This window comes from Microlunatus sp. GCM10028923 (genome assembly GCF_042666975.1).
Lineage (GTDB): Bacteria > Actinomycetota > Actinomycetes > Propionibacteriales > Propionibacteriaceae > Microlunatus.
The window spans coordinates 207,509-220,641 of record NZ_JBHTFF010000006.1; the positions used below are offsets into that span (position 1 = coordinate 207,509).

Below are 13,133 nucleotides of genomic sequence, written 5' to 3' on the forward strand. Positions count from 1 at the left end.
TAGCGTCTCCGCCATGTTGATCTCCACCCGGTCACTGGCGGAGTACCGGGCCATGTTCGCCCTCACCGACGCCGACCTGACGGGCGCCATCCTCGACTGCGCGGCCGGCGGGTCGAGCTTCGTCGCGGAACTGGGCCCTGCGGCGGATGCGATCGCGACCGACCCCGCCTACGCGCAGACCCAGGGCGAGCTCGCCGCGGTGCTGTCCGCGGACCGCGAGCAGTGCTTCCAGCTGACCGCCGACCACGACGACGAGTTCGTCTGGGACTGGTACGGCTCGCCGGAGCGCCGGGACCTGATGCGGATCGCCGCCGCGGAACGGTTCCTGTCCGACCGGGCGGCCCGGCCGGACCGCTACCGAGCGGCGTCGCTGCCGGAGCTGCCGTTCCCGGACGACAGCTTCGACCTGGTGCTCTGCTCGCATCTGCTGTTCACCTGGGACGGGCCGCTGGACCAGGACTGGCACACGGCCGCGATCACCGAACTGATCCGGGTCAGCCGCGGCGAGGTCCGGCTCTACCCGCTGGTCCGGCGCGGCGCCGGCGACCCGGTCCCGTATCTCGATGATCTCGCCGAAGCGGTACGGGCCGCGGGCCACACCTGGCAGCAGCGCGAGGTCGACTTCAGGTTCCAGCGGCGGGCCGGCGTGATGGCGGTGATCACGAAATGAACCCGCTGATCGCCCGGATCGGGCACGGCCTCACCGCCGCGGTCGGGATCTTCGCCCTGATCGCCCAGTTGGTGCTGGTGATCGAGGGCGCATCGGTGTTGATCACCGACGACCCGCCTTCGCTCGCCGAGCGGCTGCGCCGGTTCGTGCTCTACTTCACCATCCAGTGCAACCTGCTCGCCGCGGTTGCCGCGGTCTCGTTGATGATCAAGCCGGATTGGAACGGCGCCTTCTGGCGGGTGCTCCGGCTGGACGCCGTGGTCGGGATGATCATCACTGGGCTGGTGCACTGGTTCTTCCTCCGGCCGCTGCTCGACCTGCAGGGCTGGTCGTACGCGACGGACAATCTGCTCCACGTCGTGACGCCGATCCTGGTGGTGCTGTGCTGGATCGCGTTCGGCCCGCGGCCGCGGATCGACCTGCGGACCGGCCTGCTGGCCCTGATCTGGCCGGTCGCCTGGATGGTGCTGATCCTGGTCCAGGGCGCGGTCAGCGGCTGGTATCCGTACCCGTTCCTGGACGTCGGCAGCCAGGGAGCCGGGCCGGTCGCGATCGCCGCCGTGCTGATCGCGGTCGCCATGATCGTCACCGGACTGCTGACTGCGGCTGCCGAGCGGCGGCTGCCGGTGTGGCTCGCACCGGATCACCCACGATCACCCCGAACGAGCCCGGCCGCAGATAGCGGACCGCGAGGTTCGCGGCCGTGACCAGCCGGTTCCGCCCGCCGAGCAGGTAGACGATGTGGATCGCCAGCCAGGTCAGCCAGGCGAGCGGTCCGGTGATCTTGGGGCCGATCGGCAGCTCGACCACGGCCGACCCCTCGCCGATCGTCGCCATGATGCCCTTGTCGAAGTAGCGGAACGGGCGCAGCGGCTGATCCCGTTCCAGCCGGAGGATCTGCCGGGCCGCGTGCTTCCCGGTCTGCAGGGCCGGCTGCGCCAGCTGGGGCAGCGGGTAGGACTGGATCACCGCGGCATCGCCGGCGCCGAACACCTCGGGCCGGCCCGGCACCCGGAGCTCGCGGTCCAGCAGCACCCGCCCGGCCCGGTTCCGGTCCAGGCCCCAGGTCGGCTCGGCGGCGCCGCGGACCCCGGCGGTCCAGACCACCAGGGATGCCTCGAGCTCACCGCCGTCGGCCAGCCGTACCGCCTCCGGGCCGACCTCGACGATGGGCGTGTTCAGCCGGACGTCGACGCCGCGCCGGCGCAGCTGGGCCAGCGTGTAGTCCTGCAGCCCGGGCGCGAACGGACCGAGCAGCCGCGGACCGGCCTCGAGAAGAATGATCTTGACCTGGTCCCGGTCCAGCTCGGGATAACTGCGGGCCAGACCATGATCACGCAGCTCGGCCAGATTGCCGGCCAATTCGATCCCGGTCGCGCCGCCGCCGACGATGATCACCGAGCGGGCACTGCCGTCACCGGACCGGGCGGCGTCCTCCAGGATCCCGAACAACCGGTCCCGCACGGCCAGCGCGTCGGGCCGGGTGTAGATCCCGATCGCGTTCTCGGCCACGCCCGGAACACCGAAGTCGTTGGCAACCGCGCCGCCGGCGACGATCAGGTAGTCGTAGCGGAGCTGCGCACCGCCGGCCGTCGTGATCATGGTCGCGTCGTGATCGATCCCGGTGACCCGGTCGCAGACGAACCGGACGCCGGCGCGCCGGGCCAGCACGTTGCGGATCGGGTACGTGATGTCGCCGGCGTTGAGCCCGCCGGTGGCGACCTGATACAGCAGTGGCTGGAAGGTGGCGTACGTGCGCTGGTCGATCAGGGTCACGTCGGCACCGGACCGGGCCAGCTCCTTGACCGCAGCCAGCCCGGCGAACCCGCCGCCGATCACCGCGACCCGGGTCGCCGGATCGTACGTTCCGGGCCGGCACACCGGGCGGCTGCGCCGGACCAGCGAGATGGCGCCGACGGCGAGCGCGGTGCCGACGCCGCCGAACGCGAGCCCGCCGAAGATCACCATCAGCGGGAGGTCGAGCCCGGGCAGCGCCGGATCGACCGGCAGGCTGATCACCCCGAAGAGGCCGAGCAGCCCGGTGATCAACAGCGTGTAGCCGTAGCTGATCAACGGGATCGCGGCCAGCCCGGCCGGCAGCACCAGCACCGCGGGCGGCAGCCAACGCGGCAGCCGGGCCAGCAACAGGACGGCGATGATCATGCCGACCCCGGCGGCCAGCACCGTGATGTCGATTCCGGTCGCGGCCAGCCACCGGGCCGGCGGCGACATCGCCGTGAGCTCGCCGGCCCGGCGCCATTCCTCGGCGGTGACGCCGAGCACGGTCGCACCGAAGCCCCAGCCGAGCTTCACCACCGCCCACGGGAACACGGCGACCAGGCTGACCGCGGCGGCGACACAGACGGCGGCCGGAGCCATCACGGGTTCCGGCCGGTCCAGCACCGGGCGGGCGGGGGAGCGGTGCCGGCCGCCGCAGTGCAGGCAGCGTCCCCGGACCCGGCGCGCCTCGATCCGGATCAACCGGACGAAGCCGAGCACGACGACCACGGTGACCGCCTGCCAGAGCAGCGCGAAGGGCGAGCCGAGCCGGCCGGTCGCGACGATTCCGACCAGCCCGAGCGGCAGGGTGCTCACCTGGACGACGGCCGCGATCAGCCCGGCGGTCAGGCCGGCCAGGGCCACCGGACGCGGCCGCTGCCGGGAGCGCAGCCCGAAGCCGGAGAAGACGGCGCCGGCCGCGAGCACCGACAGGGCGACGACGATGCCGCCGAGCAGCGCCACGGCCGCCGGGCCGACGCGCGGCACGCCGTCGTCGTCGAGCAGCGGGAAGAAGTACGGCATTCCGATCGCCCAGGTCGCGGCGACCGCGACGGACGCGATGGACCAGACGCCGGTGGCGATCAGGGCCCGTCGGGTCCTGCGTGGCTCCTCGGCCACGGCATGCGATGCTGTCATGAGGCCAGCCTCGCGCCGGCCGACCACCGAGCAGATCCCCTGACCAGCGGGTTTCCCTCACCCGCCAGGGGGACCGTCTCCGCGCTGCAGCGGAGATGATATCTTGACATCAAGACAACTAGACCCCCACGGAGTGTTCATGAGCGTCAACAGCTTCCGTCCCGTCGACAGCTTCGGGGCCCTCGGCGACCTCGAGGTCGGCGACCGCTCGTACCAGATCTTCCGGTTGTCCGCCGTCGATGGTGCCGACAAGCTGCCGTACAGCCTGAAGATCCTGCTGGAGAACCTGCTGCGGACCGAGGACGGCGCCAACATCACGGCCGACGACATCCGCGCGCTGGCCGGCTGGGACCCGAAGGCCGAGCCCAGCAAGGAGATCCAGTTCAGCCCGGCCCGCGTCGTGATGCAGGACTTCACCGGTGTCCCCGCGATCGTCGACCTCGCCACCATGCGGGAGGCGATGGCCGATCTCGGCGGCGACCCGACCAAGATCAATCCGCTGGCGCCGGCTGAGCTGGTGATCGACCACTCGGTGATCGCCGACGTGTTCGGCACCGCTGACGCGTTCACCCGTAACGTCGAGATCGAGTACGGCCGGAACAAGGAGCGCTACCAGTTCCTGCGCTGGGGCCAAACCGCGTTCGACGACTTCAAGGTGGTGCCGCCCGGCACCGGCATCGTGCACCAGGTCAACATCGAGCACCTGGCCCGGGTGATCTTCCCGCGGGAGATCGACGGCAAGACCTACGCGTACCCCGATACCTGTGTGGGTACGGATTCGCACACCACCATGGTCAACGGCCTGGGCGTGGTGGGCTGGGGCGTCGGCGGCATCGAGGCCGAGGCGGCCATGCTCGGCCAGCCCGTCTCGATGCTGATCCCGCGGGTGGTCGGCTTCAAGCTGTCCGGCAAGCTGCCCGAGGGTGCCACCGCGACCGACCTGGTGCTGACGATCACCGAGATGCTGCGCAAGCACGGCGCGGTCGGCAAGTTCGTCGAGTTCTACGGGCCGGGCGTCTCCGAGGTGCCGCTGGCCAACCGGGCCACGATCGGCAACATGAGCCCCGAGTACGGCTCCACCATCGCGGTCTTCCCGATCGACGACAAGACGATCGACTACCTCAAGCTGACCGGCCGCGACGAAGATCAACTGGCGCTGGTCGAGGCGTACGCCAAGGAGCAGGGCATCTGGCACGACGATGACCGCGAGGCCGCCTACTCGGAATACCTGGAACTGGATCTCGGCACCGTGGTGCCCAGCATCGCCGGGCCGAAGCGGCCGCAGGACCGGGTCTCGATCTCCCATGCCCGGGAGGGATTCCGGGAGGCGCTGCGGGACTACGTGAGCGAGGAGGAGCAGGGCTACGACGAGGCCGTCGCCGAGTCGTTCCCGGCCTCCGACGCACCGTCCCACGCCAGCGGCAACGGCGCGGCCGCCCCGAAGGAGTACGGCGAGCACGGCGACGGCGGCCGGCCGGCCAAGAAGGTGCCGGTCACCCTGGCCGACGGTTCCAGCTTCGAACTCGATCATGGTGCGGTGGTGATCGCCGCGATCACCTCCTGCACCAACACGTCCAACCCGAGCGTCATGATCGGCGCCGCGCTGGTGGCCAAGAAGGCCGTGGAGAAGGGCCTGAACCGCAAGCCGTGGGTGAAGACCACGCTGGCGCCGGGCTCCAAGGTGGTCAGTGACTACTACGACCGGTCTGGGCTCACCTCCTACCTGGACAAGCTCGGCTTCAACCTGGTCGGCTACGGCTGCACCACCTGCATCGGCAACTCCGGCCCGCTGATCCCCGAGGTCAGCGAGGCGGTGAACGAAAATGATCTTGCCGTGGTGTCGGTGCTGTCGGGCAACCGGAACTTCGAGGGCCGGATCAACCCGGACGTGAAGATGAACTACCTGGCCTCGCCGCCGCTGGTGGTCGCGTACGCCCTCGCCGGCACGATGGACATCGACCTGCAGAACGACGCGCTCGGCACCGACGAGGCCGGGAATCCCGTGTACCTGAAGGACATCTGGCCGACCGAGGCGGAGATCGACGAGATCGTCGCGAGTTCGATCGGGGCCGAGATGTTCACCGAGTCGTACTCGGACGTGTTCGCCGGTGATCAACAGTGGCAGTCGCTGCCGACGCCGGAGGGCCAGACCTTCGAGTGGGACGCCGACTCGACCTACGTCCGGAAGCCGCCGTACTTCGACGGCATGCCGGCCGAGCCGGTGCCGGTGACCGACATCGCCGGTGCCCGGGTGCTGCTCAAGCTGGGCGATTCGATCACCACCGACCACATCTCGCCGGCCGGTTCGATCAAGGCGGACAGCCCGGCCGGTGCGTACCTGACCGAGAACGGGATCGAGCGGCGGGACTTCAACTCCTACGGTTCCCGGCGCGGCAACCACGAGGTGATGATCCGGGGGACCTTCGCCAACATCCGGCTGCGCAACCAGCTGGCGCCGGGCACCGAGGGTGGCTTCACCCGCGACTTCACCGTCGCCGACGGCCCGGTGACGACGGTCTACGAGGCGTCCGAGCACTACCTGGCCGCCGGGACGCCGCTGGTGATCCTGGCCGGCAAGGAGTACGGCTCCGGCTCGTCCCGGGACTGGGCGGCGAAGGGCACCGCCCTGCTCGGCGCCCGGGCCGTGATCGCGGAATCGTACGAGCGGATCCACCGGTCCAACCTGATCGGCATGGGGGTGCTGCCGCTGCAGTTCCCGGAGGGCCAGAACGCGGAGAGCCTCGGCCTGACCGGTGAGGAGACCTTCGAGATCACCGGGATCACCGAGCTGAACGAGGGCCGGACCCCGAAGACGGTCAGGGTCACCGCGTCCGGCTCCGGCGATCCGGTCAGCTTCGACGCAGTGGTCCGGATCGACACCCCGGGCGAGGCGGACTACTACCGCAACGGCGGCATCATGCAGTACGTGCTCCGTTCGCTTGCCGGTTCCTGATCGACCTCGACGAGCGCCCTGTCCCCGAAAGGGGGGCAGGGCGTTTGTCTTGTACGGCGTCGAATCAGCGCGGTGCCGCGGCGACGAGGTGGGTGTTCTCCTGGTAGCCGGCGGTGAGTTTGATCTTGCTGAAGCGCCACCCGCGTTCGGTGCGGACGGCCTCGTTGTCGTACCGGCCTACGACCAGCCAGCGGTTCGGCCCGTCGCCGGCGACCTCGTCCGGCACCCAGTGCTCGGCCCGTACGTGGGCGTGGGCGGTCGCGTGATCACCGTCGATCGTGATCACGTGCCCGGTGATCACGTGATGGGTCGCGACGAACGCCGCGAAGGCGCCGCTCAGCGCCTGGCCGTAGTCGGCCAACGGGGTGGTGAGGGGCGGCATCCCGTTCACCGATTCGAAGTCCAGGGTGAACGGGTCGGTGTGGACCAGCGGGGGCAGCTCGTCGAAGTTCTTGGAGTCGGCGATGTCGGCGTAGCGGCCGAACAGTTCGATGATGTCGGCGCGGTCGCTCTCGAGAGTCATGGTGGTGATCCTCCGTCGTGGTGAATGAAGGCCAATGTAGTCACTGACTACAAAAGTAGTCAACGGCTACATGTCGCACCTATCCTGGAGCCATGACCGAACGGACCGAGCCGCGCCGCTACCACCACGGGGAACTGCGCGGCGCACTCCTGGCGGCTGCGGAGCAGAGTCTGCGCGAACGCGGGCCGGCGCAGTTGTCGCTGCGCGATCTCGCCCGCGAGGTCGGCGTCAGTCACGCCGCGCCGCGGCGGCACTTCCCCGAACGCCAGGACCTGCTGGACGCGCTGGCGGAGGCGGGCTTCAGCCGGCTCGGCGGTGAGATCCGAGACGCCGTCGCCGACGGTGACGCGGACTTCGCCGCCCGGATCAGGCGGGCCACGGCTGCCTTCGCCCACTTCGCCGTGGCGAACCCGGCGCTGCTCGAGTTGATGAACGCGACCAAGCACCAGTCGGGCCGGTCCGCCGTCACGCGATCGGCCGAGGCCGCCTTCGCCCCGCTCGTGGAGTTGATCAAGGAAGGGCAGCAGAGCCGCGTGCTGCAGGCGGGATCCGTCGAGGGGATCGGCCTCATCCTCTACGCGACCGTCAACGGCCTGGCCACCCTGGTCAACAACGGGCTCGTCGAGCCCGGCCGCCTGGACGACCTGATCGAGACGGCGGTGACTCAGTTCCTCAAGGGAGCCGCGCCGACCCGGCGGCGGACGAACCAGAAGCCCGCGTAACCGGCCATGCCGGCGCCGATCGCGATCGCGGCGGCGGCGAGGTTCCACGGGGTCGGGCCCTCGAGCTCGAAGAAGTCGGCCAGCGGCGGGGTTGCCAGCACCACCGCGAGCGCGGCCGCGCAGGCGCCGACCAAGATCAACTTCCACCACACGTACGGCCTCGCCGCCAACGCCAGCGCGACGACCGCGAGACCGAACAGCGTGATCGTGGCGGTCACCTGCGGCAGCACGGTGCCGGTCCCGTGGTGGTTCAGCGCCACCAGATAGACGATCCCGGTCGGTACGGCGCAGCAGATCCCGGCCGGGACGGCGAACCGGAGGACGTGCTTGACGAAGTCCGGCTTGGCCCGGTCGAAGGTCGGCGCCAGCGCCAGCAGGAACGCCGGGATCCCGATCGTGAACGCGTTGATCAAGGACTGGTGGATCGGCAGGAACGGGTACGGCAGCGGCGACCGGCCGGTGATCCAGGCGAACGTCGCGCCGAGCGCGATGAACAGGGCCAGCCCGATCGCGTACGTCGTCTTGGTGAGGAACAGGTCCGCGACCCGGCCGATGTTGCCGATCACCCGCCGGCCCTCCGCGACCACGTGCGGCAGCGTCGCGAACTCGTCGTCGAGCAGCACCACCTGGGCCACCGACCGGGACGCCGCCGAGCCCGATCCCATGGCGATGCCCAGGTCGGCATCCTTGAGCGCCAGCACGTCGTTCACGCCGTCGCCGGTCATCGCCACCGTGTGACCGCGGGACTGCAACGCCTTGACGAAGGCCTGCTTCTGATGCGGCTGGACCCGGCCGAAGACCGTGGTCCGTTCCAGCAGGTCGGCCAACTCGTCGGGGTCGGCCGGAAGGTGCCGGGCGTCCACCGGCTCGTCGGCACCGTCGATGCCGAGCTGGCGGGCCACCGCGCCGACGGAGATCGCGGCGTCGCCGGAGATGATCTTGACGGCGACACCCTGATCCTTGAAGTACGCCAGCGTCGCGGCGGCGGTCGATCGCAGCCGCTGCCGGACGATCACCAACGCCCGGGGCACGACGCCGGCCGCGCCGCCGGCGGTGGATGCCGAGTCCGCGGTCACCAGCACCAGCACCCGGAGGCCCCTGGAGGCCAGCCGGTCCGCCTCGGTGCCGACCGGGTCGCCGGAGTCCAGTAGCACCTCCGGTGCGCCGAGCAGCCAGGTGCCGTGATCGGCGAAGGCGGCGCCGCTCCACTTGCGCGCCGAGGAGAACGGCAGCACGTCCTCCGCCAGCCAGCCGGAGTTCGTGACCCCGGCGGCGTCCAGATGCTCCGCGACCGCCCGCATGGTCGGGTTCGGGGTCTCGTCGGCGGCGGCGAGTGCGGCCAGCGCCTCCCGTACCCGCTGCTCGTCCGTGTCACCGACCGGCCGAAGCTCGTCGACGTCCATGCCGCCCTCGGTGAGGGTGCCGGTCTTGTCCAGGCACAGCACGTCGGTCCGGGCCAGCCCCTCGATCGCCGGCAGTTCCTGGACCAGGCAGCGGCGGGCGCCGAGCCGGACCACGCCGACCGCGAACGCGACGGAGGTCAGCAGCACCAGGCCCTCGGGGATCATCGGCACGATCCCGGCCACGGTGGACACGATGATCGCCCGCCAGTCCGCGGTGTAGGCGAGCTGGCTGATCACGAGCAGGATCGCGATCGGGACGATCAGCCAGGTGATCAACTTGATGAACCGGTTGATGCCCTCGCGGAGATCGGAGTGGGCCAGGGCGAACCGGCTCGCCTCCTCGACCAGCTTGGCGGCGTAGGACTCGGCGCCGACCTGCTCGGCCCGGAACACCCCGGACCCCGCGACCACGAACGAACCCGACCGCAGTCCGTCGCCGGCGACCTTCGGCACCGGGTCGGCCTCACCGGTCAGCAGGGACTCGTCGATCTCCAGGTTGCGGGACTCGATCACCGGTCCGTCCACCACGATCCGGTCACCGGGCTCGACCAGCACAAGATCATCTCGTACCAGTTGGTCCGGTGGCAGCTCGGCGACCTGCCCGTCGCGGCGCACCTTCACGGTGGTCGCGTTGAGCAGGGACAGCTTGTCCAGCGTCCGTTTCGCCCGGACCTCCTGCAGCGTGCCGATCAGGATGTTGGCCACGATCACCAGCGCGAACAGCGCCTGCTTCCAGCCGCCGAACGTTACGGCGATGACGGCCAGCACCCCGATCACGGCGTTCAGCGGCGTGACCAGGTTGGCGTGCAGGATCTGCGAGAACGGGCGCGAGGTGCGGCGCCGTGCGTGGTTGACCGCCCCGGCGGCGACCCGTTCGGCCACCTCGGCGGCCGTCAGTCCGTCCGCGGACCCCACGGCACGCTCGACGGTCCCTGGCTCGCCCATACCCGGCCTTTCCTTGGTGATCTGTTGGCAATCCCCGTCCGAAGGTAGAGCAAGGGTCAGCCGAATTGCTGCAGGCAGAGCAGGTCGGGGCCGACTCCGGCGATCCGGGAGCCGACGGCGACCGTGTAGAGGCCTTCCAGCTTGGCCGTGCCGCGCCGCTCGCCGGTGGCCAGGTCGACCACGTCGGCCCGGTAGCTGCCGAGCAGCAACTCGTCCTTGATCAGGATCGGGGTGTCGGTGTGGGTGATGTACTTGTTGATCCAGGTGATCTTGTCCTGCTCGGGATGGACGAGCATCGCGCCGCCGTCGCCGACCAGGAAGGTGTGCTCGCCGACGCTCTCGGCACCGGGCATCGTCGTCTCGCCGAAGGCGGAACCCGCGCCCGGGACGCTGTACGGCTTGCCGACCTTGCCGGTGTCCGGATCGACCGCGACCGGCGCGCCGTTGTGGTCGATGAAGATCGGCCGGTTCCGGTCCACCCCGACGCCGTCGTCGCCCGGGAAGGCCAGCCGCGGCCCGCTGACCCGGCGCAGCGCCTTGCCGGCATAGGAGTACGACTGCGCACCGTCGGGCTCGTTGCACCAGAGCCGGTGGCCGTCGTCGACCAGCCGGGAACACTGCGGCATCATGATCAACTTCCCGGTGCGCGGCTGGACGAACGCGGTCCGCTGGCCGGCCCACAACGCCACCAGCCCGTCGCCCCCGGTCCGGTCCGCCTTCGGCCCGTAGCCGACGTCGCGGAACCGCGGCCGGTCCATGACGACGCCCTCCCGGTCCGGGTCCTTGCGCGCGATGATGCGGTTCCCGCTGAACAGGTGCTCGTGGCCGGGCACCTTGCTGAGGTCGAGTTCCCAGAGCGGCTTCAGGGTGGCGAGGTCGAACCCGCGGAGCGCGGCGTGCGGGTACGGCTCCCGTTGCTCCAGCACCACCAGGGTGTCGCCGGACCGGTGCAGGGCACTGAACCAGCCGTCCACGTCGCGACTGATCCGCGGCTCGCCGGTACGCGGGTCGAGCAGGTGCAGCCGCCACTTCCGGCCGAGCCCGGTATCCCGGTCCCGATCCAGCAGTTCGGCGCAGGCCACCCCGTGCCGGTCCGCCTCGGCGGCGCACAGGCCGCCCTCCATCGGGCGGTCCCAGAGCTTCTGTCCGGTGGCCGGGTCGATGCCGTGCGCGGCCATCGACCGTTCCTCGCGGTCGCCGGTCAGGGTCACCCAGACGTCGGCGACCTTCGGGTCGACGGCGGACACGTACGGGCCGGAGAAGTCGCCGTCGATCGGCCCGACGAACTCGGCGCCGCCCAGGTCCGGCCGCAACGCGGCGGGCTCGAGCCGCCACGGGACGGTGACCGGCCGCTCCGGGACCCCGGGGGCGGTGGGCCGCGGCGACGGGAACTCGGGGCGCTCCGGACGCTCCACGTACCGCGGGCGTTCCAGCAGTCCGGCGACACTCCGGCCGGCGACGACGGCGAAGGCGATCAGCAACACCACGACGACCGTGATCACGACGGCGGGCACGTACCAGGGCGTGCGGGACGGCGCGGAGGCGGTCCGGGGCGGCTGCCAGGCCGGCCAGGTCGGCGGGTCGGGCCAGCGGCCGGTGATCCCGCCGGGTTCGGCAGGCCGGCGGGGTTCGGGTGGCCGGCGAGGTTCGGGTGGCCGGGGGTTCGCGGGCTGTCGGCTGCTCCCGGGCGGAAGCCACTCGTCGGGACGCTGCTCGGGCGGCTGGGCACCTCCTGGCTCGACCATGGCGCCCATCCTGGCAGGACCCGGTCCGGCCGGGACGGGCGGCAAGCCGGGTGCCGGCTACTCGTTGATCGGGCGCGGGATGCTGCGGTTGGCGATCCGGTTCTCGGCGTCGGTCATCCAGGCCAGCTGCTCGATCCGCTCCAGGATGGAGTGCAGCAGATCCGCGGTGGTCGGGTCCTCGGCGTCGACCGCGTCGTGGATCCGGCGGGCCGTCGCGGCGACCGCGTAGAGCGCGGTCGTGATCAGGTCGACCGTCTCGGCCGTGTCCACCTCGTCGGCGGGGAACTCGCCGAGGCTGGACCGGTCGGCCACCGTCGCGGCGCGGCCGTCCGGCGTCACGTAGATCGCCCGCATCCGCTCGGCCAGGTCGTCGGAGAAGTCACGCGCCGCGGCGACCACCTCGTCGAGCTGCAGGTGCAGGTCGCGGAAGTTCTTGCCGACGACGTTCCAGTGCGCCTGCTTGCCCTGCAGGTGCAGGTCGATCAGGTCCACGTGCAGCTGCTGCAGGTGGTCCGCCAGCGGCCGGGACGCCCGAAAGCTCGGGCTGGCGGCGTGGGCGACGGTACGGGGTCCGGGCAGGGTGTCACTCATCGGAACTCCTTTCGCTGACGCCCGTCAGGTACCCACGGTGGCGCCCGGTTAACGGAGCTCGAGGATGCCGAGGACGTTGCGGACGCCCTCCTCGAGGACGGCGTCCGCGAGTTCGGTGTCGGTCAGCGAACGGGACAGCTGGATCGTCCCGATCATCAGCGCGTACGCGCTGGACACGCGGACCCGGGTCTCGGGACCGACCTCGCCGAGCACGGCCGCGAGCCGGCCGAGCAGCTCCACGACGGCCGCCGTGTAGGCCTGTCGGGTCGCGTCGCCGCAGCGGCCCAGCTCGTCGAGCAGGGCGGCCGAGGGGCAGCCGTCGGCGCGATGGTCCCGATGCTCGGGGGAGAGGTAGTTCCGGACGAACTGCTCCAGCTCCTCCCGATTGTTGACGTTCCCCAGGACGTCCTCCGTCTGGCGCCGCAACTCGGCCGTCACAGCCTCGCCGACGAGGTCCTCCTTGGAGGCGAAGTGGGCGTAGAAGGCGCCGTTGGTCAGCCCGGCGTCGGCCATCAGGGTCGAGACGCCCGAGCCGTCGATGCCGTCCGCCTTCAGTCGCCGGCCGGCGGCCTCGACGATGCGTTGCCGAGTCTGCTGCTTGTGTTCCCTGTCATACCGAGCCATCGCGCTGCCGTCCCTTCCGCCAAGCCGTGCTAACTTTATAT

At 70.8% G+C, this 13,133-nt stretch carries 9 protein-coding genes and 1 pseudogene; 4 read left to right on the top strand and 6 right to left on the bottom strand.

The features are described from left to right. Nucleotides 1-13 precede the first annotated feature (13 nt). Together ACFQU4_RS16535 and ACFQU4_RS16540 are read left to right on the top strand one after the other, a co-directional pair. Entirely contained in the window at nucleotides 14-670 is a 657-nt protein-coding gene (locus ACFQU4_RS16535; RefSeq protein WP_377493765.1) for a class I SAM-dependent methyltransferase, read from the top strand. After that, a complete protein-coding gene (locus tag ACFQU4_RS16540; RefSeq protein WP_377493767.1) occupies nucleotides 667-1,377 on the top strand; it encodes a Pr6Pr family membrane protein in 711 nt (236 codons plus the stop codon). The genes ACFQU4_RS16535 and ACFQU4_RS16540 overlap by 4 nt, the downstream gene beginning before the upstream one ends. 220 nt (nucleotides 1,378-1,597) lie before the next feature. On the opposite strand, the pseudogene ACFQU4_RS16545 reads toward ACFQU4_RS16540, so the two are convergent. Continuing rightward, nucleotides 1,598-3,586, bottom strand: a pseudogene (locus ACFQU4_RS16545) (FAD-dependent oxidoreductase); the annotation flags it as partial. A gap of 139 nt (nucleotides 3,587-3,725) precedes the next feature. Between ACFQU4_RS16545 and acnA the strand changes: the two are divergent. Continuing rightward, complete coding sequence (acnA, locus tag ACFQU4_RS16550) at nucleotides 3,726-6,539, top strand: aconitate hydratase AcnA (RefSeq protein WP_377493769.1); 2,814 nt, start codon at nucleotides 3,726-3,728, stop codon at nucleotides 6,537-6,539. 64 nt (nucleotides 6,540-6,603) lie between these two features. Here the strand turns inward: acnA and ACFQU4_RS16555 are convergent, their stop codons facing one another. After that, nucleotides 6,604-7,062: a nuclear transport factor 2 family protein gene (locus tag ACFQU4_RS16555; protein ID WP_377493771.1), complete on the bottom strand. Its 459-nt coding sequence runs from the start codon at nucleotides 7,060-7,062 to the stop codon at nucleotides 6,604-6,606. A 92-nt stretch (nucleotides 7,063-7,154) separates the two neighbouring features. Between ACFQU4_RS16555 and ACFQU4_RS16560 the strand changes: the two genes are divergently transcribed. Beyond that, on the top strand, nucleotides 7,155-7,784 hold the full coding sequence (locus ACFQU4_RS16560; protein ID WP_377493773.1) for a TetR/AcrR family transcriptional regulator: 630 nt from the start codon (nucleotides 7,155-7,157) through the stop codon (nucleotides 7,782-7,784). Here ACFQU4_RS16560 and ACFQU4_RS16565 read toward each other — a convergent pair. The 4 genes from ACFQU4_RS16565 to ACFQU4_RS16580 are packed head-to-tail and all read right to left on the bottom strand — an operon-like array spanning nucleotide 7,727 to nucleotide 13,092. Next, nucleotides 7,727-10,132, bottom strand: a complete 2,406-nt coding sequence (locus tag ACFQU4_RS16565) for an HAD-IC family P-type ATPase (protein ID WP_377493775.1) — start codon at nucleotides 10,130-10,132, stop codon at nucleotides 7,727-7,729. The genes ACFQU4_RS16560 and ACFQU4_RS16565 overlap by 58 nt on opposite strands. Nucleotides 10,133-10,188: 56 nt before the next feature. Further along, nucleotides 10,189-11,877, bottom strand: a complete 1,689-nt coding sequence (locus ACFQU4_RS16570) for a PQQ-binding-like beta-propeller repeat protein (protein ID WP_377493777.1) — start codon at nucleotides 11,875-11,877, stop codon at nucleotides 10,189-10,191. Between the two features lie 57 nt (nucleotides 11,878-11,934). Next, nucleotides 11,935-12,468: a Dps family protein gene (locus tag ACFQU4_RS16575; RefSeq protein ID WP_377493779.1), complete on the bottom strand. Its 534-nt coding sequence runs from the start codon at nucleotides 12,466-12,468 to the stop codon at nucleotides 11,935-11,937. Nucleotides 12,469-12,516: 48 nt separating this feature from the next. Next, nucleotides 12,517-13,092: a TetR/AcrR family transcriptional regulator gene (locus ACFQU4_RS16580; protein ID WP_377493781.1), complete on the bottom strand. Its 576-nt coding sequence runs from the start codon at nucleotides 13,090-13,092 to the stop codon at nucleotides 12,517-12,519. Nucleotides 13,093-13,133: the final 41 nt, after the last annotated feature.

Bases quoted from the DNA above. Each gene is read 5' to 3' on its own strand.
- ACFQU4_RS16535 (WP_377493765.1), top strand. From the start codon at position 14: ATGTTGATCTCCACCCGGTCACTGGCGGAGTACCGGGCCATGTTCGCC.
- ACFQU4_RS16540 (WP_377493767.1), top strand. From the start codon at position 667: ATGAACCCGCTGATCGCCCGGATCGGGCACGGCCTCACCGCCGCGGTC.
- acnA (WP_377493769.1), top strand. From the start codon at position 3,726: ATGAGCGTCAACAGCTTCCGTCCCGTCGACAGCTTCGGGGCCCTCGGC.
- ACFQU4_RS16555 (WP_377493771.1), bottom strand. From the start codon at position 7,062: ATGACTCTCGAGAGCGACCGCGCCGACATCATCGAACTGTTCGGCCGC.
- ACFQU4_RS16560 (WP_377493773.1), top strand. From the start codon at position 7,155: ATGACCGAACGGACCGAGCCGCGCCGCTACCACCACGGGGAACTGCGC.
- ACFQU4_RS16565 (WP_377493775.1), bottom strand. From the start codon at position 10,132: ATGGGCGAGCCAGGGACCGTCGAGCGTGCCGTGGGGTCCGCGGACGGA.
- ACFQU4_RS16570 (WP_377493777.1), bottom strand. From the start codon at position 11,877: ATGGTCGAGCCAGGAGGTGCCCAGCCGCCCGAGCAGCGTCCCGACGAG.
- ACFQU4_RS16575 (WP_377493779.1), bottom strand. From the start codon at position 12,468: ATGAGTGACACCCTGCCCGGACCCCGTACCGTCGCCCACGCCGCCAGC.
- ACFQU4_RS16580 (WP_377493781.1), bottom strand. From the start codon at position 13,092: ATGGCTCGGTATGACAGGGAACACAAGCAGCAGACTCGGCAACGCATC.